Source organism: Nocardioides sp. CPCC 206347 (assembly GCF_048654605.1).
Classification (GTDB): Bacteria; Actinomycetota; Actinomycetes; order Propionibacteriales; family Nocardioidaceae; genus Nocardioides.
Genome location: NZ_JBMCYZ010000005.1, coordinates 100962 through 124096, shown reverse-complemented (window position 1 = coordinate 124096; position 23135 = coordinate 100962). Strand labels below are relative to the sequence as shown.

Annotated in this window: 20 protein-coding genes; 19 read left to right on the top strand and 1 reads right to left on the bottom strand. The window is 68.1% G+C overall.

Annotated elements, in window-relative coordinates:
• The first annotated feature begins 3 nt into the window (after positions 1 to 3).
• From pdxT to ACOACQ_RS17430, 11 genes are all read left to right on the top strand, one after another.
• Positions 4 to 579 (top strand): pyridoxal 5'-phosphate synthase glutaminase subunit PdxT, encoded by a 576-nt coding sequence (pdxT, locus tag ACOACQ_RS17480; protein ID WP_420288902.1) that lies wholly within the window; start codon positions 4 to 6, stop codon positions 577 to 579.
• Between the two features lie 49 nt (positions 580 to 628).
• The gene (locus ACOACQ_RS17475) at positions 629 to 1396 is read left to right on the top strand and encodes a YebC/PmpR family DNA-binding transcriptional regulator (protein ID WP_420288901.1); all 768 of its coding nucleotides are present in this window, start codon (positions 629 to 631) and stop codon (positions 1394 to 1396) included.
• 80 nt (positions 1397 to 1476) lie between these two features.
• Complete coding sequence (gene ruvC / locus ACOACQ_RS17470) at positions 1477 to 2025, top strand: crossover junction endodeoxyribonuclease RuvC (RefSeq protein ID WP_420288900.1); 549 nt, start codon at positions 1477 to 1479, stop codon at positions 2023 to 2025.
• The gene (gene ruvA, locus ACOACQ_RS17465) at positions 2022 to 2624 is read left to right on the top strand and encodes a Holliday junction branch migration protein RuvA (RefSeq protein WP_378597890.1); all 603 of its coding nucleotides are present in this window, start codon (positions 2022 to 2024) and stop codon (positions 2622 to 2624) included. The genes ruvC and ruvA overlap by 4 nt, the downstream gene beginning before the upstream one ends.
• A gap of 4 nt (positions 2625 to 2628) precedes the next feature.
• A complete protein-coding gene (gene ruvB / locus ACOACQ_RS17460) occupies positions 2629 to 3708 on the top strand; it encodes a Holliday junction branch migration DNA helicase RuvB (protein WP_378597892.1) in 1080 nt (359 codons plus the stop codon).
• A 141-nt stretch (positions 3709 to 3849) separates the two neighbouring features.
• Entirely contained in the window at positions 3850 to 4203 is a 354-nt protein-coding gene (gene yajC, locus ACOACQ_RS17455) for a preprotein translocase subunit YajC (RefSeq protein WP_378597894.1), read from the top strand.
• A 1-nt stretch (position 4204) separates the two neighbouring features.
• A complete protein-coding gene (secD, locus tag ACOACQ_RS17450; RefSeq protein ID WP_420288899.1) occupies positions 4205 to 5974 on the top strand; it encodes a protein translocase subunit SecD in 1770 nt (589 codons plus the stop codon).
• The gene (gene secF, locus ACOACQ_RS17445) at positions 5974 to 7239 is read left to right on the top strand and encodes a protein translocase subunit SecF (RefSeq protein ID WP_378597898.1); all 1266 of its coding nucleotides are present in this window, start codon (positions 5974 to 5976) and stop codon (positions 7237 to 7239) included. Before secD ends, secF begins: the two co-directional genes overlap by 1 nt.
• 7 nt (positions 7240 to 7246) lie before the next feature.
• Complete coding sequence (locus tag ACOACQ_RS17440; protein WP_378597900.1) at positions 7247 to 7801, top strand: adenine phosphoribosyltransferase; 555 nt, start codon at positions 7247 to 7249, stop codon at positions 7799 to 7801.
• Between the two features lie 129 nt (positions 7802 to 7930).
• Positions 7931 to 10159 (top strand): RelA/SpoT family protein, encoded by a 2229-nt coding sequence (locus ACOACQ_RS17435; protein WP_378597976.1) that lies wholly within the window; start codon positions 7931 to 7933, stop codon positions 10157 to 10159.
• Between the two features lie 165 nt (positions 10160 to 10324).
• Positions 10325 to 11296: a hypothetical protein gene (locus ACOACQ_RS17430; RefSeq protein ID WP_420288898.1), complete on the top strand. Its 972-nt coding sequence runs from the start codon at positions 10325 to 10327 to the stop codon at positions 11294 to 11296.
• A 106-nt stretch (positions 11297 to 11402) separates the two neighbouring features.
• On the opposite strand, the gene ACOACQ_RS17425 is transcribed toward ACOACQ_RS17430, so the two are convergent.
• Positions 11403 to 12641: a DUF349 domain-containing protein gene (locus ACOACQ_RS17425; protein ID WP_378597904.1), complete on the bottom strand. Its 1239-nt coding sequence runs from the start codon at positions 12639 to 12641 to the stop codon at positions 11403 to 11405.
• 46 nt (positions 12642 to 12687) lie between these two features.
• Here ACOACQ_RS17425 and ACOACQ_RS17420 point away from each other — a divergent pair, with 46 nt between their 5' ends.
• From ACOACQ_RS17420 to ACOACQ_RS17385, 8 genes are all read left to right on the top strand, one after another.
• Entirely contained in the window at positions 12688 to 13398 is a 711-nt protein-coding gene (locus ACOACQ_RS17420) for an MBL fold metallo-hydrolase (protein ID WP_378597906.1), read from the top strand.
• A 5-nt stretch (positions 13399 to 13403) separates the two neighbouring features.
• Entirely contained in the window at positions 13404 to 14795 is a 1392-nt protein-coding gene (gene hisS, locus ACOACQ_RS17415) for a histidine--tRNA ligase (protein WP_378597908.1), read from the top strand.
• Positions 14792 to 16564: an aspartate--tRNA ligase gene (aspS, locus tag ACOACQ_RS17410; protein ID WP_378597910.1), complete on the top strand. Its 1773-nt coding sequence runs from the start codon at positions 14792 to 14794 to the stop codon at positions 16562 to 16564. The genes hisS and aspS overlap by 4 nt, the downstream gene beginning before the upstream one ends.
• Before the next feature lie 173 nt (positions 16565 to 16737).
• Complete coding sequence (locus ACOACQ_RS17405; protein ID WP_378597912.1) at positions 16738 to 17748, top strand: ABC transporter permease; 1011 nt, start codon at positions 16738 to 16740, stop codon at positions 17746 to 17748.
• Positions 17749 to 17819: 71 nt separating this feature from the next.
• Positions 17820 to 19541, top strand: coding sequence for an ABC transporter substrate-binding protein (locus tag ACOACQ_RS17400; protein WP_420288897.1), 1722 nt, complete (start codon positions 17820 to 17822; stop codon positions 19539 to 19541).
• Positions 19542 to 19737: 196 nt separating this feature from the next.
• Positions 19738 to 20754 (top strand): ABC transporter permease, encoded by a 1017-nt coding sequence (locus ACOACQ_RS17395; RefSeq protein WP_378597916.1) that lies wholly within the window; start codon positions 19738 to 19740, stop codon positions 20752 to 20754.
• A 12-nt stretch (positions 20755 to 20766) separates the two neighbouring features.
• On the top strand, positions 20767 to 21888 hold the full coding sequence (locus ACOACQ_RS17390; RefSeq protein ID WP_378597918.1) for an ABC transporter ATP-binding protein: 1122 nt from the start codon (positions 20767 to 20769) through the stop codon (positions 21886 to 21888).
• The gene (locus ACOACQ_RS17385; RefSeq protein ID WP_420288896.1) at positions 21885 to 23132 is read left to right on the top strand and encodes an ABC transporter ATP-binding protein; all 1248 of its coding nucleotides are present in this window, start codon (positions 21885 to 21887) and stop codon (positions 23130 to 23132) included. The genes ACOACQ_RS17390 and ACOACQ_RS17385 overlap by 4 nt, the downstream gene beginning before the upstream one ends.
• Positions 23133 to 23135: the final 3 nt, after the last annotated feature.

The window sequence follows — 23135 nt, the reverse complement described above, 5'->3', positions numbered from 1 at the left end:
GGCGTGCCAGCGATCGGAGTCTTCGCCCTCCAGGGCGACGTCCGGGAACACCTCCAGGCCCTGACCGCCCTGGGGGCCGCCGCGTTCCCCGTACGACGCCCCCGGGAGCTCGACCAGTGCGACGGTCTCGTGCTGCCGGGTGGGGAGTCGACCACGATGGCGAAGCTCGCCCGCACCTTCGAGCTGCTCGACCCCATCCGTGAGCGGGTGAAGGCCGGCATGCCGACCTTCGGCACCTGCGCGGGGATGATCCTGCTGGCCGACCGGATCGAGGGCGGGACGGCTGACCAGGAGACGATCGGCGGGCTGGACGTCACCGTTCGCCGCAACGCCTTCGGACGCCAGGTCGACTCCTTCGAGGCCGACCTCGACTTCGCCGGGCTCCCGGCGCCGGTGCACGCCGTGTTCATCCGCGCGCCGTGGGTGGAGCAGACCGGCCCGGACGTCGAAGTCCTCGCGGAGGCACACGGCCACCCGGTCGCCGTACGACAGGGACACCTGATGGCGACGTCGTTCCATCCCGAGGTCGACGGGGACGGTCGGGTGCACCGACTCTTCCTCGACCTGGTGCAGGGCTAGACTCAGTCGCTGTTGTCGTTTCGCAGAGAGAGCTGGAAGAGGGACGGAAATGTCGGGCCATTCCAAGTGGGCAACCACGAAGCACAAGAAGGCGGCCATCGACGCCAAGCGCGGCAAGCTGTTTGCCAAGCTGATCAAGAACATCGAGATCGCGGCAAAGATGGGTGGGCCCGACCTCACGGGCAACCCGACCCTGTTCGACGCCGTCCAGAAGGCCAAGAAGCAGTCGGTCCCGAACAAGAACATCGACTCGGCGGTCAAGCGCGGCGGCGGCCTCGAAGGCACCGGCGTCAACTACGAGACGATCATGTACGAGGTCTACGGGCCCCAGGGCGTGGCCCTCCTCGTCGAGTGCCTGACCGACAACAAGAACCGCGCCGCGATGGAGGTCCGCACAGCGGTCACCCGCAACGGCGGCACCATGGCCGACCCCGGCTCCGTCTCGCGGCTGTTCACCCGCAAGGGCGTCGTCGTCGTCGCGAAGGACCAGGAAGGCAAGTCGGTCTCCGAGGACGACGTGCTCGAGGCGACGCTCGACGCCGGTGCCGAGGACGTCAACGACCACGGTGAGAGCTTCGAGATCCAGTCCGAGGCCAGCGACGTCGTCGCCGTCCGTACGGCGCTCCAGGACGCCGGTATCGACTACGAGTCGGCCGACGTGCTGTTCGTCGCGTCGATGGACATTCCCGTCGCGGACCCCGACGCCGCCGGCAAGGTGTTCAAGCTGGTCGACGTGCTCGACGACCTCGACGACGTGCAGAACGTCTTCTCCAACGCCGACATCCCCGACGACGTGCTCGAGTCCATCGACGCATGAGTTGGGCGTGTCATCGCCACAACTTCGACGCGCCCGGTTAGCGTTGGGTCCGAACACTTGTTCGGACGAGAGGTGATGACGTGCGCGTGCTCGGGATCGACCCGGGGCTGACCCGCTGCGGCATGGGCGTGGTCGAGGGCTCCGTGGGCCGGCCGCTGTCGCTGGTCGACGTCGGCGTGATCCGTACGTCGTCGCAGTTGGCCGTTCCCGAGCGGCTGGTCACGATCGAACGGGGCGTGGACGCCTGGCTCGACGAGCACCGTCCCGACGCTGTCGCGATCGAGCGGATCTTCGCCCGATCCGACGTCAGCACGATCATGGGCACCGCCCAGGCCGCCGGCATCGCCATGGTCTGCGCGGCCCGGCGCGGGCTGCCGGTCGCGCTGCACACGCCCAGTGAGGTCAAGGCAGCCGTCTCCGGCAACGGTCGGGCCGACAAGGCCCAGGTCGGTGCGATGGTGACCCGGATCCTTCGCCTCGACGCGTTGCCCAAGCCCGCTGATGCTGCCGACGCGCTGGCGCTGGCCATCACCCACATCTGGCGAGGAGGCAGCCAGGCCCGGCTCGAGGCGGCCGTGGCCGCTGCCGGTGCCCGCCAGAGCCGCCCTGCTGCAGGAGGAGTCCGATGATCGCGTTCGTCCGGGGCAATGTTGCTGCCCTGACCCTGTCCAGTGCCGTGGTCGAGGTCGGTGGCATCGGCCTCGAGCTGATGTGCACGCCGGGCACCCTCGCCCAGCTGCGCACCGGGCGCCAGGCACTGCTGCCGACGAGCATGATCGTCCGCGAGGACTCGCTGACCCTCTACGGCTTCGCCGACGAGGACGAGAAGACGATCTTCGAGCTGGTCCAGACGGCATCGGGCGTCGGGCCGAAGGTGGCGCAGTCGATCATCGCCGTGCTCTCCCCGGACGGCGTCCGCACCGCCATCGCGACCGAGGACGTCAAGACCCTGACCAAGGTGCCCGGCATCGGCCAGAAGGGTGCCCAGCGCATCATCCTGGAGCTGAAGGACCGGATCGGCGCGCCGACCGGCTCCGCCGGAGGCAGTACGACGACCGGCGCGGCTCCGTGGCGCGACCAGGTCCACCAGGGCCTGATCGGCCTCGGTTACAACACCCGCGACGCCGAGAAGGCGGTCGACGCCGTCGCCGACCAGGCCGGGACCGATCTGACCCCGGATGTCGGTGCCCTGCTGCGGGCCGCCCTCCGTTCGCTGTCGAAGGCCTGACGCGATGCCCTTCCACGAAGACGAGCTCGAGGCTGCCGAAGACGTTCACCTCCGGTCGCTGACCGCTGCCGAGGCAGAGGGCGACGAACGGGCCGTCGAGGCCGCGTTGCGTCCCCGCAGCCTCGACGAGGTCGTCGGGCAGGTGCGGGTCCGCGACCAGCTGGGCCTGGTGCTCGAGGCGGCCCGGCAGCGGGGGAGAGCGCCCGACCACGTGCTCCTGTCCGGACCACCGGGCCTCGGCAAGACCACCCTCGCCATGATCATCGCCCACGAGATGAACTCACCGCTGCGCATCACCAGCGGTCCCGCGATCACCCACGCCGGCGACCTGGCCGCCATCCTCTCGGGCCTCAACGAGGGCGACGTCCTCTTCGTCGACGAGATCCACCGGATGTCACGACCGGCCGAAGAGATGCTCTATCTCGCGATGGAGGACTTCCGCGTCGACGTGGTGATCGGCAAGGGGCCGGGCGCCACGGCGATCCCGCTCGAGATCCCGCCGTTCACGCTGGTCGGCGCCACCACCCGTGCAGGACTCCTGCCCGGCCCGCTGCGTGACCGGTTCGGCTTCACGGCGCACCTGGAGTTCTACGAGGCGCACGACCTCGACCTCATCGTCCATCGCTCGGCCGGCCTGCTGGGGGTCGAGCTGACGGCGGAGGGTTCATCCGAGATCGCCGGCCGCTCGCGCGGCACACCCCGGATCGCCAACCGCCTGCTGCGCCGGGTGCGCGACTTCGCCCAGGTCCGCGCCGACGGCGTGGTCACGCACGAGGTCGCCCAGGCCGCGCTCGACCTGTACGAAGTGGACTCGCTCGGACTCGACCGGCTCGACCGGGGCGTCCTGGACGTCTTGTGCCGCCGCTTCGGCGGGGGACCGGTCGGCGTCTCGACCCTCGCCGTCGCAGTCGGCGAGGAGCGGGAGACGGTGGAAGAGGTGGCCGAGCCCTTCCTGGTGCGCAACGGCTTCCTGGCCCGCACGCCGCGCGGCCGGATCGCCACGCCCGCGGCGTGGATCCACCTGGGCCTGACCCCACCGGCGGCGACGCCGGACACCGCAGTGCCGACCCTGTTCGAGGACTGACCGAGTCGCTGCCCGGCCGCAGGGCGCGCGGGTGCGCCACCGATCCTCGGTGGCCATGGGTCCGTGGCTACACTTGCCCGTCGGCCCGCCTCCACTCGTCCTGAGCGGTGGCTTACCCGCGCGTGCTGGAGAGGTTTGTCGGTGAAGGAGCTCTACCCCTGGCTGTGGATTGCCGCGATTGCGGTGGTCTTCTGGCTGCTGATCATCCGTCCTGCCGCGCGACGTCAGCGAGAGGTCAGTGCGCTCCACGCAGCGCTGTCCGTCGGTGACGACGTCCTGCTGACATCCGGTGTCTTCGCGACCATCGTCGGTGCTGCCGACGACCACCTCGAGGTGGAGATCGCGCCCGGCGTGGTCATCCACATCGTGCGGGGAGCGGTTGCCTCACTGCGGGTGGACACCGTGGACGACACCGACCAGACCGACCAGACCGATGACGCCGACGAGGCCGAGACGGCCGACGACGCCGTACCCACCGACACCGAGGACCGCTGACATGGCCGCCCGCCGCCCACGCCCCGGACGCACCCTGATCATCTTCTTCCTCGGCCTGGCCGTCTGTTACGGACTGGTCGCCCTTGCCGGGAGCTGGAAGCCCACCCTGGGTCTCGACCTCCAGGGCGGTACCCGGATCACGCTGACCGCCGAGAAGGCACCGAGCAGCGAGAACCTCGAAGAGGCTCGCCGGATCATCGACCAGCGCGTCAACGGCTCCGGTGTCGCCGAAGCAGCCGTGACCACCCAGGGCGGCAGGAACATCGTCGTCGAGGTCCCCGGCAAGACGACCGACCGGGCGCAGTTCGAGGAGACCGTCAAGCGGCAGGCACAGCTCCGGTTCCGCCTCGTTGCGTGTTCCGAGCGCAACCAGAGCGGCCCGTGTGCGCAGGCCAGCGGCCTCCCCGGCGGTCTGGGCCGTGCGCCCCTTTCCCTGGGCGCCGACGAGGAGCCGACCCCGACTCCGACCGCCACCGACACGGCGACCGGAACGGCCGACCCGACCGTGGACCCCAGCGCGGACCCCTCTGCCGACCCGAGCGCGACTCCGACCGCTCCTACCGCGACCGACCCGGGTGGTGACGGTGAGAAGTGGACCGTCAAGGACGACATCGCCTGGTCCCGTGCGCCCGACGCGGATGCGATCGCGGCGTACAACAACTACACCTGCGACACCAAGGGTGTCCTGCTCACGCTCGACGGCAAGCCTGCGGACCTGCCGGACGTCTGGGACGAGCCGCTCGTCGCCTGCAAGGAGCCGGAGGACGGCCAGTCCATCAAGTACCTCCTCGGCCGCTCGGTCGTCGAGGGCACCGAGCTCGAAGACGCCAGCGCGCAGACGCCCCAGGGCGCCGTCCGCTGGGTCGTGGCCATCGAGATGGGCAACGACAAGGACAAGGCGTTGCCGAAGGGCTCCGCTGGTGCTTCGACCGACTTCGAAGCTGTCTCCCGTGCGTTCGCCGGTACCGACGAGCAGTTCGCTGTCGTCCTCGACGGCCTCGTGCTGACCGACCCGGTCATGAACAGCGTCATCACCGACGGCCGCTCGCAGATCGAGGGCAACTTCACCGAGCAGAGCGCGCTCGACCTGGCCAACAGCCTGAAGTTCGGCGCACTGCCGATCCTCTTCGACGACGAGCAGACCTCGGTCGAGGAGATCGGGCCCTCCCTCGCCGGCAACCAGCTCAACGCAGGCATGCTCGCCGGGGCCATCGGCCTCGCGCTGGTGATGCTCTACTGCCTCTTCTACTACCGCGGCCTCGGCCTGGTGGTCGTGAGCTCGCTCTTCGTCGCAGCCGGCGTCACCTACGCCATGGTGCTGCTGCTCAGCGAGACGGCCGGCTTCACGCTCACCCTGCCCGGCATCGCCGGCCTGATCATCGCCGTCGGCATCACCGCGGACTCGTTCGTCATCTTCTTCGAACGCATCCGTGACGAGATGCGTGAGGGCAAGTCGATGCGGGTCGCCGTCGAGACCGGTTGGGCGCGTGCGCGCGTCACCCGCGTCGCGGCCAACACGGTGCAGCTGCTGTCCGCCTTCGTGCTCTACGTCTTCGCCACCGGCGCCGTGAAGGGCTTCGGCTTCGCGCTGGGCCTGACCACGTTGATCGACCTCGCGGTGCTCTTCTGGTTCACCAAGCCGCTGGTGTCCTGGCTCGCCCAGTTCAAGTTGTTCAACTCCGGACACAAGCTGTCGGGTCTCAGCAAGGAGACGCTCGGTATGGATGTCACGCCCGACCGCAAGGTTGCGACCGTGGGGGGTAAGGCCTGATGGGCAAGATGTCCCGACTGGGCAACGACCTCTACCAGGGTCGCAAGTCCTTCAACTTCGTCGCCAAGCCCTGGCTCTGGTACGGCGTCTCGATCGTCCTGGTGGGCGTCGCCGTGGCCGTGCTGTTCCTCAAGCCCCTCAACATGGGTGTCGAGTTCACCGGCGGTACGACGCTGTCGGTCCCCGTGGGATCCGGCAACGCGACTCAGGACGCGGCCGACGCGCTGCAGGAGGCGGTCGCCGGCTCCGGTATCGAGAACGCCGAGAACCCGACCGTCACCACCGAGGGCAACTCGGCACTGACCGTCCAGGTCGAGAACCTCAGCGAGCAGCAGCGCACCGAGATCTCGGAGCTCATCCACGACAAGTACCCCACCGTCACCGAGGGTGACCTCTCCATCCAGGACATCGGTCCCAGCTGGGGCAAGGAGGTCGCCAAGCGCGCTGCGATCGGCGTCGTGATCTTCCTGGTCCTCGTGGTGCTGTTCATCTGGGCGTACTTCCGTGAGTGGCGGATGTCCGTCGCGGCCTTCCTCGCGCTGGTCCACGACGTGGTTCTGACGGTCGGCGTCTACGCGCTGTCCGGCTTCCAGGTGACGCCCGCGGCGGTCACCGGTGTGCTCGCGATCCTCGGCTTCTCGCTCTACGACACGGTCGTGGTGTTCGACAAGATCAAGGAGAACACCCACCAGCTCCGCAAGAAGACGCAGTCGTACTCCGACGCGGCGAACCTCGCGGTCAACCAGACCCTGGTGCGCTCGATCAACACCTCGATCGTGGCGCTCATCCCGATCGGCGCGATCCTTTACGTCAGTGCGGTCCAGCTGGGTGCGAGCTCGCTCCAGGACCTGGCGCTGGCCCAGTTCGTCGGCATGGCGATCGGTGTCTACTCCTCGGTGATGCTCGCGCCCCGCGTGCTGGTGCACCTGAAGATGCAGGAGACCGAGGTCCAGCTGCAGGCCCGTCGCGCGAAGGCCAAGCAGCGTGCCCTGGCCGACAAGTACGCCGCCGTGCCCGTCTTCAAGGAGGACACGGCAGTCGTCGCTGGCCGCGCGGTCAGCAACGCCGAGGGGCTCGAGGAGCCCGACGAGCTCCGCGAGGACGAGCAGCCGGAGGAGACGCCGCGAGCGTCCCGCCAGCAGGTCCAGGGTGCCGTCGGCAAGGGACGCACCGTCCCCACCCCGACGCGTCCGGTCTCCGAGAGCGGCAGCGCCGGACGCAAGCAGCCGGTCCGCCAGTCGCGCTCCAAGCGCGGCAAGAAGTAGGGCCCCGGTGGGGGAGGACGCGGGCGCGCGCGCAGCGGAGGCATTGACCCGGCTGGTGCGCGACGTCCCGGACTTCCCCGAACCGGGGATCCTGTTCAAGGACATCACGCCGCTGCTGGCCGACCCCGAGGGCTTTGCCGCTGTCGTCGCCGGCCTGGCTGCGGCTGGCCGTGGCGCCGATGGCCGGCCGGTCGTCGACAAGGTCGTCGGCATGGAGGCTCGGGGATTCATCCTCGCCGCCCCTGTGGCGCTGGCACTCGGCGTCGGCTTCGTGCCCGTACGCAAGCCGGGCAAGCTGCCGGCTGCCACGCACGAGGTCTCCTACGAGCTGGAGTACGGCGCCGCCGTACTCCAGCTGCACCAGGACGCCCTGGCACCGGGTGACCGGGTGCTGCTCATCGACGACGTCCTGGCCACCGGCGGGACCGCACGCGCGACGTGCGAGCTCGTGTCCGCGTGCGGGGCGCAGGCCGTCGGCCTGGCCGTGCTGATGGAACTGGGTTTCCTGGCTGGCCGGGCGCAGCTCGGGAGCGTCCCCGTGACGGCACTGCTGGCCGTCTGAGACCCATACACTGGACGAATGACCGAGGAGCGCACACCCGCACGCGTTGAACCGCGTGACGACGCTGCGCCCGTCGACCCGGCCGCGCCTGCTTCGGTCGTCGTCGAACCGGCCGCCACTGCACGCAGCATGCGGGCGCGGCTGGCCCGCATGGGAAGCCGCAACCAGGGTTCCAACCCCGTCCTGGAGCCGCTGTTCCGCGCGGTGCGGACCAATCACCCCAAGGCCGACCTGGCGCTGCTCGAACGTGCCTACGTCACTGCCGAGCGCCTGCACGCGGAGCAGAAGCGCAAGAGCGGGGACCCGTACATCACCCACCCGCTGGCCGTCACGACGATCCTCGCCGGGATCGGCATGACGGAGCCGACGCTCGTCGCTGCGTTGCTGCACGACACTGTCGAGGACACGCCGTACACGCTGGAGGAGTGTCGTCGCGACTTCGGCGACGAGGTGGCGGTCCTCGTCGACGGGGTCACGAAGCTCGACAAGGTCGTCTACGGCGACAGCGCCCAGGCCGAGACCATCCGCAAGATGATCGTCGCGATGTCGCGCGACATCCGGGTGCTGGTCATCAAGCTGGCGGACCGCCTGCACAACATGCGCACGCTGCGTTTCGTGCCGCAGAAGAGCCAGGAGCGCACGGCCCGCGAAACGCTCGACATCTACGCGCCGCTGGCCCACCGGCTCGGCATGAACACCATCAAGTGGGAGCTGGAGGACCTCGCCTTCGCGACGCTCCACCCCAAGATCTACGACGAGATCGTGCGCCTGGTCGCCGAACGCGCACCGTCGCGCGACTCGTTCCTCGCCGAGGTGATCACCCAGGTCGAGAAGGACTTGCGCGAGGCGAAGATCAAGGCGACCGTCACCGGGCGACCGAAGCACTACTACTCGATCTACCAGAAGATGATCGTCGGCGGCCGCGACTTCTCCGACATCTACGACCTGGTCGGCATCCGCATCCTCGTCGAGGAGGACCGCGACTGCTACGGCGTCCTGGGCGTCCTGCACTCGCGGTGGAACCCCGTGCTCGGGCGGTTCAAGGACTACGTCGCGATGCCGAAGTTCAACATGTACCAGTCGCTGCACACGACGGTCATCGGTCCCGCGGGAAAGCCCGTCGAGATGCAGATCCGCACGTTCGCCCAGCACCGTCGCGCCGAGTACGGCGTCGCGGCCCACTGGAAGTACAAGGAAGACGGCCGCACCGGCACCGACACCGACAAGCGCGGCGACATGGACGACATGTCCTGGGTGCGCCAGCTCCTCGACTGGCAGAGCGAGGTCGAGGACCCGGGCGAGTTCCTGGAGTCGTTGCGCTTCGAGATCAACCAGACCGAGACGTACGTCTTCACCCCGCGCGGTGACGTCATCGCGCTGCCCTCGGGGGCGACGCCCGTCGACTTCGCGTACGCGGTCCACACCGAGGTCGGCCACCGCACCATCGGCGCGCGGGTCAACGGCCGCCTGGTGCCGCTCGAGTCGACGCTCGAGAACGGCGACGTGATCGAGGTCTTCACGTCCAAGGCCGAAGGTGCCGGACCGTCGCGCGACTGGCTGAACTTCGTACGCTCGCCGCGCGCCCGCTCCAAGATCCGCCAGTGGTTCACGAAGGAGCGCCGCGAAGAGGCGATCGAGCGCGGCAAGGACGAGATCGGCAAGCTGATGCGCAAGGAGGGCCTGCCCCTCAAGCGCCTGCTGACGCACGACTCGCTGTCGCTGGTCGCCGATGCCTTCCGCCTCGCCGACGTGACAGCGCTCTACGCCGCGGTGGGGGAGAGCAACCTCAGCGCCCAGGCAGTCGTCCGCCGCGTCATCGAGCTGCACGGCGGCGACGAGGGCGCCCAGGAGGACCTCGCCGAGGCCGTCACGATCACCGGCCGCAGCCGCTCGCGCCGTCCGGCCAGCGGCGACGCCGGCGTCATGGTCACCGGAGCGCCCGACGTCTGGGTGAAGCTGGCGAAGTGCTGCACCCCGGTGCCGCCCGACTCGATCCTCGGCTTCGTCACCAAGGGCGGGGGAGTCTCGGTGCACCGCAAGGACTGCACCAACGCCAGCGACCTCCTCGGCCAGCCCGAGAAGGTCGTCGACGTCGAGTGGGCCCCGACCGGCCAGTCGACCTTCCTGGTCAACATCCAGGTCGAAGCGCTCGACCGCTCGCGCCTGCTGTCCGACATCACCATGGCGCTCTCGGACGCCCACGTGAACATCCTGTCCGCCAACCTCACCACCTCCCGCGACCGGGTCGCCAAGTCCCGCTTCACGTTCGAGATGGCCGACGCCAAGCACCTCGACACGGTCCTGAACAACGTGCGTACCGTCCCCGGTGTGTTCGACGCGTACCGCGTCACTCAGTAGGTCGCGCTGCAGGAGTACCCGCTTCAGCGGGGATTCCTGCGCTTCCTGCCTGTTGCAACGGTCAAGGAGTGCCAGCAAAGGTCAGGAAGTGTGACGCTGCGGGCGTTGTCCACAGGCTCAAAGGTGGACGCCTGATTCGGGCCGGACCCGGGAACCGTGCATCGCATGATCCTTCCGCCGGATGACCCGCGACTCCTTCCCATCGGTCTACGCCGTGACCTGATCGCCCGCGGCGGCCAGTCTGACCGATCCCTGGCGCGACAGGTCCGAGCTGGTGTTCTGGACCGGCCGCGTCGCGGCGCCTACGTTGTTGGCGAGCTTTGGCGAGCGATGACAGACGAACAGCGTTATGCAGTGAGGTGCCGAGCGGTGTACCTGCAGGCGAGGACTGGCGTGATCCTCAGCCACGTGTCTGCCGTTCCCTTTCACGACGGTCCCGTCTGGGGGTTCGACCTGAGCGAGGTGCACGTGACCCGCGAGGACGGATTCGCAGGTCGAAGGGAAGCGGGCATCCAGAGACACTGCGGCAAGCTCCTCCCGCAGGATGTGGTCGAGACGCACGGGCTACTCGTCATGTCGGCTGTACGCGCAACGCTGGAGGCGACGATCCTGGGCTGTGCAGAGGCGGGGCTGGTGGTTGCCAACCACTTCCTGCATCGAGGCGAGTTCAAGGCATCCGACCTGGTGGCCCGCTACGAGGCGTCGATGGACCACTGGCCATACTCGCTCACGACCGACACTGTGCTTCGTCTGGCAGATCCCCGGATCGAGTCAGTCGGCGAGTCCCGCACGTCGTACTTCTTCTTCGCACGGAGTTTGCCCAAGCCGATTCCGCAGTTCGAGGTGTACGACGGCTCGGTACTCGTCGCACGCCTCGACTTCGCGCTTCCGGATCACGGGATCTGGATCGAGTTCGACGGTCGGGTGAAGTACGAGCAGTACCTGCGCCCGGGGGAGACGCCTGCTGACGCTGTCCTGAGGGAGAAGCGCCGCGAAGAAAAGATCGCCGAGCTCACTGGATGGCGCTGCCTGCGCATCACCTGGGCCGACCTCGCTGACCCCCAGGTGCTGGAGGCCCGTGTTCGGCGGCTCATCGCGTCAGTGTCGACGGCCCGTGCGCGTCGTACGGCCTCATGATGTGCCGGGCACCGGACTCCCTGACTGTTTCTTGCGCTTGCCGACCGTTGCAACGGCCAAGGAGTGCAGGAATACCCGCCTCAGCGGGTATTCCTGCAGCGCCCCATCAGCGGTAGTCGGCCGAGGCCTTCTTCGCCATGTCCAGGAACGACCGGCGCCCTTCGAGGTTCTCTTCGAGGTCGCGGATCTTCTTGGCGTCACCCTTGGCGCGGGCCGCTTCGAGCTTGGCTTCGGCTTCGGCGATGGCGGCTTCGAGCTTGGACACCATGTCGTCGGCGCGGGCCGACTTCTCGGGGTCGGACTTGCGCCACTGGTCGTCCTCGGCCTTGCGGATGGTCTGCTCGACGGCGCGCATCCGTCCTTCGAGGTCCTTGATCCGGTCGCGCGGCACCTTGCCGGCCTCGTCCCAGCGATCGGCGACGAGGCGGAAGGCGGCCTTGGCGGCCACGACGTCGCCGGTCTCGGCGAGGGGCCCGAGGACGGCCTCAGCCTCGACGATCAAGCCTTCCTTGACCTCGGCATTGGCGGCGAACTCGGTGTCGAGGGCGGCGTTCGCGGCGTCGCGGGCACCGAAGAACGCATCCTGCGCGCCCCGGAAGCGCTGCCAGAGCTTGTCGTCGACGTTCTTGGGCGCCGGGCCGGCAGCCTTCCAGTCGCGCATCAGGTCGCGGTACTTGCCCGACGTCGGACCCCAGTCGGTGGAATCCGCCAGGGCCTCGGCCTCCGCGACCAGGCGCTCCTTGACGATGCGTGCGCCTTCGCGCTTCTCGTCCTGCTCGGCGAAGTGCCCCTTGCGGGCCTTCGTGTACGCCGACCGGGCGGTCGAGAAGCGCTTCCAGAGTGCGTCGTCGGCAGCCTTGTCGATGCGCGGGAGCTGCTTCCACTGGTCGAGCAGCTCGCGCAGCCGGTTGGCGCCGTTGCGCCAGTCGCGGCCGCTCGCGATCTTCTCGGCCTCGAGGGCGAGCTTCTCCTTCTGCTCGCGGGCCTCGGCGGCCTTCTGCGCCTTGACGGCCTTGCGCGCCTCGCGCTGGATGGCGATGACCGGGCCGAGTTCGTCGAGCTTGCGCCCGAGGACGGCCAGGTCGCCCACCGCATGGATGTCGGCGAGCTGGTCGCGCACGAGCTTCACGGAGGAGACGGCCTCCTCGGGGGACAGGACCCCCGAGACCACCCTCTTGTGGAGCAGCTCCACTTCGAGCGCGATCGCGTCGTAGCGCTTCGTGTAGAAGGCCAGGGCTTCCTCGGGAGGCACGTCGGGGACCTGCCCGACCGCACGTTCGCCATCGGATGTCTTCACATAGACGGTGCCGTCGTCAGCGACGCGGCCCCAGTCGGAGGTAGTCACAGTGGGCCATGCTAGTGCCGAACCCTCAGGCCGATAGGCTGGGTCGGTGCTCATCGCTGCCTTCCCCGCTGGACCGTGGGGCACCAATTGCTATGTCGCGGCCACCGGAGCGGGTTCCGAGTGCATCGTGATCGACCCCGGCAAGGACGCCGCGAGCGGTGTCGCGGACGTGGTCCGTGAGCACAACCTCAAGCCGGTGGCGGTGCTGCTGACCCACGGACACATCGACCACATGTGGTCGGTCACGCCGGTCGCCGGTGCGTACGACGCGACGGCCTGGATCCACCCCGACGACCGGCACCTGCTGGCCAACCCCATGGCGGGCATGTCCCGGGAGACCGCGGCGATGATGCTGGGCGGCAAGTACGAGTTCACCGAGCCTGACCGGGTCGAGGAGCTCGCCGACGGCGCGGCCCTCGAGCTCGCGGGCCTTGAGGTCGTCGTCGACCACACGCCGGGGCACACGCCCGGTTCGGTGACGTTCCGGACGCCGTACGGCGACCAGGACATCTCGGAGCTGATGTTCTCCGGAGACCTGCTGTTCCAGGGCTCGATCGGTCGCACAGACCTACCCGGCGGCGACCACTCCGCCATGCTGCGCTCGCTGAGCGCCAAGGTGCTGCCGCTGCCCGACGACATCGTCGTGCTGCCGGGTCACGGTGAGCAGACGACCATCGGACGCGAGCGCGCGTCCAACCCCTTCCTGCTGGATCTGCTCGACTCGGGTTCAGCGGGCCGAGTGACCCGAGGGCTGTAGTTTCCATGGCAAAGCCGACCCCGCTCAGCGGGTTTCCCGAGTTCCTGCCTGCGCAGCGGCACGTCGAGCAGGAGGTCGTCGCGACGCTGGCGCGCACCTTCGAGCTGCACGGCTTCGCCAACGTCGAGACCCGTGCGGTCGAGCCCCTGGACCAGTTGCTGCGCAAGGGGGACACCTCCAAGGAGGTCTATGTCCTCAAGCGTCTCCACGACGAGTCGGGCGACGCCGGCATTGGCCTGCACTTCGACCTCACCGTGCCGTTCGCGCGTTACGTGCTGGAGAACGCCGGCAAGCTCGAGTTCCCGTTCCGCCGCTACCAGATCCAGAAGGTCTGGCGGGGCGAGCGTCCCCAGGAGGGTCGGTTCCGGGAGTTCACGCAGGCCGACATCGACATCGTCGGCCGCGACGGCCTGCCCTTCCACCACGACGTGGAGGTCGCAAGGGTGATGCTCGAGGCCCTCTCGCGACTGGGCTTTCTCCCGGGCTTCCGGCTGCAGGTCAACAACCGCAAGCTGATCCAGGGCTTCTACGCCGGCCTCGGCATCACCGCTGACGGGATCGACGAGGTGATGCGCCTGGTCGACAAGCTCGACAAGCTCGACCCCGCGAAGGTCCGCGAGCTGCTGCTCGCCGAAGCTGGGGTGACCGAGGAGCAGGCCGACAAGGCGCTCGCGCTGGCCACGATCCGCACCACCGACGACTCCTTCGTCGACGAGGTCCGGGCGCTCGGCGTCAAGGACGAGCTCCTCGACGAGGGCCTCGACGAGCTCGCGACGCTGGTCCGCGCGTGCGCCCCGCTGACGACTGCCACGGTCCGGATCGAGGCGGACCTGTCGATCGCACGCGGCCTCGACTACTACACCGGCACGGTCTTCGAGACCCGTCTGGACGGCTACGAGTCGCTCGGCTCGATCTGCTCGGGAGGTCGGTACGACGCCCTGGCCACCGATGGTCGTACGACGTACCCCGGCGTCGGCATCTCCCTCGGCGTCAGCCGGGTGCTGGTGCCCCTCGTCCAGCGCGGTCTGCTCACGTCGGACCGTTCGGTGCCGAGCGTCGTGCTGGTCGCCCTCACCAACGAGGACGCCCGCGCCGACGCGGACGCCACGGCGACAGCCCTGCGTGCGCAGGGGATTCCCTGCGAGGTCGCGCCGACCGCGGCGAAGTTCGGCAAGCAGATCCGTCACGCCGAGCGGCGCGGCATCCCGTACGTCTGGTTCTCCTCGATCGCCGAGGACGGCACCGTCGCGCACGAGGTCAAGGACATCCGCAACGGAAACCAGGTCGCTGCTGACCCGGCGACGTGGCAACCTCCGAGCCAGGACCTGCGCCCGCAGGTCGTGGCCATCTCCACCGACTCCAGCACCGACACACCCACCGAAAAGGAACTCTCGTGATCCGCACCCAGGACGCCGGCGCCCTCCGCGCCGAGCACGTCGGCCAGACCGTCACCCTTGCCGGGTGGGTGGCCAACCGGCGCGATCACGGCGGTGTGGCCTTCATCGACCTCCGCGAGTCCAGCGGCATCGTCCAGGTCGTCATCCGCGACGAGGCCGTCGCGCACAGCCTTCGCGCCGAGTTCTGCCTCAAGGTCACCGGCGAGGTCGTCGCGCGGATCGAGGGCAACGAGAACCCGAACCTGCCCACCGGCGCCATCGAGGTCGTGGCGACCGAGGTCGAGGTCCTGAACCCGGCCGCGCCGCTGCCCTTCCCGATCAGCGACCACGTCGACGTCGGCGAGGAGGTGCGCCTCAAGCACCGCTACCTCGACCTGCGCCGCAGCGGACCCGCCCACGCCCTGCGGCTGCGCAGCAAGGTCAACAAGGCCGCCCGCGACGTGCTGGACCAGCACGGCTTCGTCGAGGTGGAGACGCCCACCCTGACCCGCTCGACGCCCGAGGGCGCGCGTGACTTCCTGGTGCCCGCGCGTCTCGCGCCGGGCAGCTGGTACGCCCTGCCGCAGAGCCCGCAGCTGTTCAAGCAGCTGCTGATGGTCGGTGGCCTGGAGCGGTACTACCAGATCGCGCGCTGCTACCGCGACGAGGACTTCCGTGCCGACCGCCAGCCGGAGTTCACCCAGCTCGACATCGAGCTGAGCTTCGCCGACCAGGAGGACGTCATCGCCCTCATGGAGGACGTGCTCGCCGCGATGTGGGACCAGATCGGCTACGACATCCCGCGACCCATCCCGCGGATGACGTACGCCGACGCGATGGCGCGGTTCGGCTCCGACAAGCCGGACCTCCGCATGGGCAACGAGCTCGTGGACTGCACGGACTACTTCAAGGACACGACCTTCCGCGTGTTCCAGGCCGAGTACGTCGGCGCCGTGGTCATGCCCGGTGGCGCCAGCCAGCCCCGCAAGAAGCTCGACGCGTGGCAGGAGTGGGCCAAGCAGCGCGGCGCCAAGGGACTGGCCTACGTGCTCGTCACCGAGGACGGCTCGCTCGGCGGTCCGGTGGCCAAGAACCTCTCCGAGGCGGAGCAGGCCGGGCTCGCCGCCCACGTCGGTGCCGAGCCGGGGGACTGCATCTTCTTCGGTGCCGGTGCCACGAAGTCCAGCCGCGCGCTCCTGGGTGCCGCCCGCCTGGAGATCGGCCGCCGCTGCGACCTCATCGACGAGGACGCCTTCGCGTTCACGTGGGTGGTCGACGCCCCGATGTTCGAGCCGGCCTCCGACGCTGTCGCCTCGGGCGACGTCGCCGTCGGCGCCGGTGCCTGGACGGCCGTGCACCACGCGTTCACCGGGCCGAAGCCCGAGTTCGCCGACACCTTCGACACCGACCCCGGCAGCGCGCTGGCGTACGCCTACGACATCGTCTGCAACGGCAGCGAGCTCGGTGGTGGCTCGATCCGGATCCACCGCGAGGACGTCCAGAAGCGCGTCTTCTCGGTCATGGGCATCAGCGAGGAGGACGCCCAGGAGAAGTTCGGGTTCCTGCTCGACGCGTTCAAGTTCGGCGCGCCGCCGCACGGCGGCATCGCTGTCGGCATGGACCGGATCGTCGCCATGCTGGCCAAGGTGGACTCGATTCGCGAGGTGATCGCGTTCCCGAAGTCCGGTGGCGGCTATGACCCGTTGACGGCTGCTCCTGCGCCGATCACGCCCGAGCAGCGCAAGGAAGCCGGTGTGGACGCCCCTCCGGAGGACGAAACCAAGTCCTGACCGTTCGGGCCGGAAGGATTTTCCGGTAGGTCGAGACCAAACCGTTACCGCGTCGCTATCGCTTTGGCGCAACGTGAGCACCTAATGTCGCTCGCGGTGCCGACATCGGACGGCACTGAACGGGACGGCTCACAGACGTCCCGTTGGCGGCGAGCAACGGACGTAGAGGTGACATGACCACCACGGTGAGCAACCTCGAGAGCGAGAGTCTGCCCGACCCCACCGGTCATCCCGACGAGATGGATCGTGGCAAGGTCGAGGGCAAGTCACCGACACGACTCGCGATCGAGCGGTTCCGCAAGGACAAGCTCTCGATGGTGTCGTTCATCATCGTGGCGCTCTACATCATCGGCGGGATCCTGGCGCCGTTCCTGGTGAAGTTCGGTCTGCTCGACCCGACCAGCTACCACCAGGACCTGCTCAACGAGTTCACCCTTCCGGAGGGTTCGCTCGGCGGCATCAGCTGGAAGCACCCGCTGGGCGTCGAGCCGGGCACCGGCCGCGACGTGATGTCGCGGGTCTGGCTCGGTACGACGCTGTCGCTGACGATCGCGATCATCGCGAGCCTGCTCGCGATGGCCATCGGAACGGTCCTCGGCATCATCGCTGGATTCACGGGCGGCCTGACCGACGGCATCATCGGCCGGCTGATCGACCTGACCCTCTCGTTCCCCTCGACGCTGATGCTGCTGGCCCTGTCGGCGCCGATGTACGCACTGCTCACGAAGAACTTCCACGTGCCTGAGGGCGATGTCGCCTGGGCGACGTACTGCATCGTCTTCCTGGCCCTCTTCGGCTGGCCGCCGATCGCCCGGCTCATCCGGGGACAGGTGCTGTCGATCCGGGAGCGCGAGTTCGTGCACGCGGCGACCTTGTTCGGCGCCTCGCGGTACCGGATGTACTTCAAGGAGATCCTGCCGAACCTCTGGGCGCCGCTGCTGGTGTCGTTCACGCTGCTGCTGCCGGCCTACATCTCCGCCGAGGCCGCACTGAGCTATCTCGGCGTCAGCATCAAGCCGCCGACGCCGACCCTGGGCAACGTGCTGCGCGACTCGCTCACCTACGCAGAGTTCGACTTCGTCTACTTCTTCTCTCCCGCTTTCGTGATCGCACTGATCGTCGTGTGCTTCAACCTGATGGGCGACGGCATGCGCGACGCGCTCGACCCGAAGTCCAACCGCTAACCCAAGATCTTCGACGGCAGGTCGCCGCCGAATGTGCCGCCGCCAGGCGCGTACACACTGAAGGAGAATTCATGGCCAACACTCGAAAGCGGCTGCTCGCGGCGTCCGCTACGGCTGCCTTGGTGGTCTCTCTCGCCGCCTGTGGCGGTGGAAGCAGCGACGATGACGACTCGTCCAACCCGACTAAAGCCACGAAGGGCGGGACGCTGACCTACCTGCTCGCCAGCCCGATGGGTCACACCGACCCCCACCGGGTCTACGTCGGCCGTGACATCAGCAACCTCAGTCGCACCGTCTACCGCCAGCTCGTCACGTTCCCGACCGCGACCGACATCGAGACCGCCAACACGCCGGTCGCCGACCTCGCGACCGACACGGGTACGTCCAGCGATGACGGCAAGGTGTGGAAGTTCACCGTCAAGGACGGCGTCACCTGGCAGGACGGCAAGGACATCACGTGTGAGGACTTCAAGTACGGAGCCTCGCGTGCCTTCGCCAACGACGTCATCACCGGTGGCCCGAACTACCTCCTGAGCTACCTCGACATCCCCACGGATGCCGACGGCGCTCCGGTCTACAAGGGCCCCTACACCGACAAGGGCCAGGCGGACTTCGACAAGGCCGTCACCTGCGATGGCAAGACCATCACGTACAACTTCAAGAAGGCGTGGCCGGACTTCCCGCTCGCCATCGCGGCGTTGCACATGCTCGACCCGTACCGCGCGGACCTCGACAAGGGTGAGGGCTCCAACTTCGAGATCTTCTCGAACGGCCCGTACATGCTCGAGGGCAAGTGGGACGAGAACAAGGGCGGCACGCTCGTTCGCAACCCGGAGTACGACGCTTCGACGGACTCCCCGGAGAACCGTCAGGCCAACCCGGACAAGATCATCTTCGACATCGGCAAGACGCCGGAGGTCATCAACCAGTTGCTGATCGAGGACAGCGCAGAGGTCCAGGCTGCCGTCACCGGTACGCGTGTCCTGCCGCAGTTCATCGCCAAGGCTGTCACCCTCAAGGACCGGTACCAGAACGTCGAGTCCCCGTACGTCGACTACCTGGTGCCGAACACCAAGCGGCTCTCGCTGGAGGTCCGTGAGGCGCTCGCAACCGCCACGAACGTCGAGGCATGGATCACCGCCGGTGGTGGCGAGAAGTTCTACAAGAAGGCCGACTCGATCGTGAACCCGGTCGTCCCGGGCTACCAGCCGGTCGAGCAGTTCAAGGACCTGGGCGCCGGTGACCCCGACGCCGCCAAGAAGATCCTTGAGGACGCCGGCGTCAAGCTGCCGTACAAGCTCAAGTTCACGTACGACGGTGCGTCGGAGACTGCTGACAAGCAGGCTGCTGCGCTGAAGGAGACGTGGGACAAGTCGGGCTTCGACGTGACGCTCAACCCGCTGACCGACGCCTACTACCCGACCATCCAGGACCCCAACGCTGACTCGGACGTCACGTGGGCCGGTTGGGGTGCGGACTGGCCGTCGGCACTGACGGTCACCGCGCCGCTGTTCGACAGCCGGATCAACCTCACGCCGTCGTCCAACAACCAGGACTACGGCAACTACAAGAGCGACGAGTTCAACGCGCTCGTTGACGAGGCGCAGGCTGCCGGCACCCTCGAGGAGCAGACGGAAGCGCTCCAGAAGGCTGACGCCGTCCTCGGTAAGGACTACGCGTACGTCCCGCTCGAGATCGCGCTGTTCAACTGGGTGCACGGGTCGAAGGTCAACTTCGCCACCACCCCGGCCTCCAACGGGTTCGCGGACCTGGGGCTGATCAGCGTCAAGTGATTCAACCCGGTGGGTGAGGGGTCCAGGTGGCTCCTCACCCACCACCGGGTGCTCGTTCCTGAGTACACCCACACCACCGCGCTGCCGGGTGGACCCGGACTGACTCAGTCCGTGTCCATCCGGCCGCCGGAGTGGCCCAGACATCCCTCGGGGCCCTCACCGTTCCATCGCCATCGACCCCTGAGGTGATTCCCGCATGCTGGCCTACGTCATCCGCCGAGTCTTCGTCGGCGTTGCGATGCTCCTGGCGATGAGCCTGGTGACGTTCACCCTGTTCTTCGCCTCGCCCGTCGACCCGGCCCAGTTCGCGTGCGGCAAGAACTGCTCGCCCGTCCAGCGCGAGCAGGCCCGCAAGGCCCTCGGTTACGACAAGTCGACGATCGAGCAGTGGGGCTCCTTCGTGAAGGGGGTCGCGGTCGGTCGACAGTTCCCCGCTGACCCCGAGCTCCGCAAGGCAGCTCCCGAGAACGTCGTCGACTGCGACGCACCCTGCTTCGGCTACTCGACCTACAGCATCAAGACCGTCAACGAGATGGTCGGCGAGGCCATGCCCGTCACCTTCTCGATCGCGCTCGCGGCGGTGATCCTCTGGATCTTCTTCGGCGTCCTGATCGGGGTCCTGGCGGCCGTGACCAAGGGATCGTTCCTCGATCGCGGCATCGTCGGCACCTCCCTGTTCCTCTATGCGTTCCCGTCGTTCTTCATCGGCACGTTCCTGTTGACGTACATCTCCATCAAGTGGGACCTCTATCCGCTGCCGTCGTACACCTCGATCGCTGAGGGCGGCGTCGGCGCCTGGGCTTCGAACCTGCTGCTCCCGGCGGTGACCCTGGCCATGCTCTACATGGCCGGCTACGTCCGGATGACGCGCGCGTTCGTCCTCGAGTCGCAGGCGGAGGACTACGTCCGCACCGCGCGGGCCAAGGGGCTCGCCACGCGGAAGGTCCTGTTCAAGCACGCGCTCCGGGCCGCGTTGACCCCACTGGTCACGATGGCCGGTCTCGACTTCGCCAGCGTCCTGGGCGGCGCGATCATCACCGAGTCGATCTTCAACTTCAACGGTCTCGGCAAGCTCGCAGTCTCGGCGAACACCAACTACGACCTGCCCGTCCTGATCGGGATCGTGCTGATCGCCGGTGCCTTCGTGATCACGGCCAACATCATCGTCGACATCCTCTATGCATTCATCGACCCGCGGGTGCGGGTCGGCTAGGAGACGCCTCCATTGAGCACCGCGCCCACGCCGTACCTCTCGGTCCAGGACCTCAAGGTCCACTTCCCGACAGCAGACGGCATCGTCAAGGCGACCGACGGCCTTTCCTTCGACCTCGAGCGGGGAAAAACTCTCGGCATCGTCGGTGAATCGGGATCCGGCAAGTCGGTCTCCAGTTCGACGATCCTCGGCTTGCACCGGGGGAGCAGCGCCATCGTGAGCGGGCACATCCTGCTCGACGGTGTCGACCTGCTGGAGCTGAGCAACGAGGACATGCGCAAGATGCGTGGCCGCGACGTGTCGATGATCTTCCAGGACCCGTTGTCCGCGATGCACCCGTACTACACGGTCGGCAACCAGCTGATCGAGGCGTACCGCGTCCACAACCAGGTCACGAAGAAGGAGGCGCGGACCCGTGCCATCGAGATGCTCGACCGGGTCGGCATCTCCAACCCGGACAAGCGGATCAGTGACTACCCGCACCAGTTCTCGGGCGGCATGCGCCAACGCGCGATGATCGCGATGGGCCTGATCAACGACCCCGGCCTGCTGATCGCCGACGAGCCGACCACCGCGCTCGACGTGACGGTGCAGGCGCAGATCCTCGACCTGCTCCAGGACCTCCAGCGGGAGTTCAACTCCGCGGTCATGATTATCACCCACGACCTGGGCGTGGTGGCCGAGATGGCCGACGACGTCCTGGTCATGTACGCCGGGCGCGCGGTCGAGCACGGTCCCTGCAAGGAGATCCTCACGCACCCGGAGATGCCGTACACGTGGGGACTGCTCTCCAGCGTGCCCGACGTGACGGGTGACACCGACGCGCGACTGGTTCCGATCCCCGGCAGTCCGCCCAGCCTGCTCAACCCGCCGACCGGCTGCGCCTTCCACCCGCGCTGCCTGCACCGCGACAAGGTGCCCGGCGACCTGTGCCGTACGGAGCTGCCGCCGCTGGTCGCCGGAACCCGTGGCGGTGCGCACCTCAAGCGGTGCCACCTGAGCGACCCGGACAGCATCTACGAGACCGAGGTGCTCCCCGAGATCGCACCGGACCTGGTGGACGACATCCTTGCTGACAGTGCAGCGGACAACGCAGCGGACAACGCAGCGGACAATGCAGAAGGTGCCCGATGAGCTACGACGAATACACGCCCGGCGCGCTGGACGACCATGAGCCGGCCGCTGTGGCCGACGTGTTGACCGCCGCGGGGCACCCGGCGGCCGTGGCGCCCGTGGGAGCTGCGCCGATCCTCGAGGTCGACAACCTGCGGATGTACTTCCCGGTCAAGTCGCCCGGACTGCTGCGGCGCACCGTCGGCCACGTGCAGGCCGTCGACGGCGTCTCGTTCCAGGTGGTGGAGGGCGGATCGCTCGGCCTGGTGGGTGAGTCCGGCTGCGGGAAGTCCACGACAGGTCGGTTGATCACCCGCCTCTACACGCCGACCTCCGGGGCGATCCGCTTCGAGGGCGAGGACATCGCGCACGCCAAGGCTCGCCAGCTGAAGCCGCTGCGTCGCGACATCCAGATGATCTTCCAGGACCCGTACACGTCGCTGAACCCGCGGCACACGGTCGGCTCGATCATCGGTGCGCCCCTGGCGATCCACAAGATCCTGCCGAAGAAGCAGATCCTTCCCCGGGTCCAGGAACTGCTCGAGATCGTGGGCCTCAACCCCGAGCACTACAACCGCTACCCGCACGAGTTCTCGGGCGGTCAGCGCCAGCGCATCGGCATCGCGCGCTCCCTGACGCTCCAGCCCAAGCTGCTCGTCGCCGACGAGCCGGTGTCGGCGCTCGACGTGTCGATCCAGGCGCAGGTCGTGAACCTGCTCCAGGACATCCAGCGAGAGTTCGGCGTCGCGTTCCTCTTCATCGCGCACGACCTCGCCGTGGTCCGGCACTTCTGCCCCGAGGTCGCGGTGATGTACCTCGGCAAGATCGTCGAGATCGGTGACCGCGAGTCGATCTACAACAACGCCCACCACCCGTACACGCAGGCGCTGCTCTCCGCGGTGCCGGACGTCCGCCAGGCCGCCACCGGTGGCCGACGCGAGCGGATCCGGCTCGAGGGTGACGTCCCCAGCCCGATCGATCCTCCGTCGGGTTGCCGCTTCCGTACCCGTTGCCCGATCGCCCAGGAGATCTGCGCCCGGCACGAGCCGCCGCTCCTCCAGATCGGCCAGAAGCACAAGGTGGCCTGCCACTTCCCGGGACGCCTCGGCGAAGCACCGCGTGAGCCGCTGACCTCGGGCCTGCTCGGAGTGGACCGCGAGGGACGTCCGGACCCGGGCGCCAGCCCGAGCACGGACCTGGTCGAGCAGCCCGGCTTCGCCGACACGTGGTTCGACCTCGACAAGAAGACGATCGGGCGGGTCTGAACG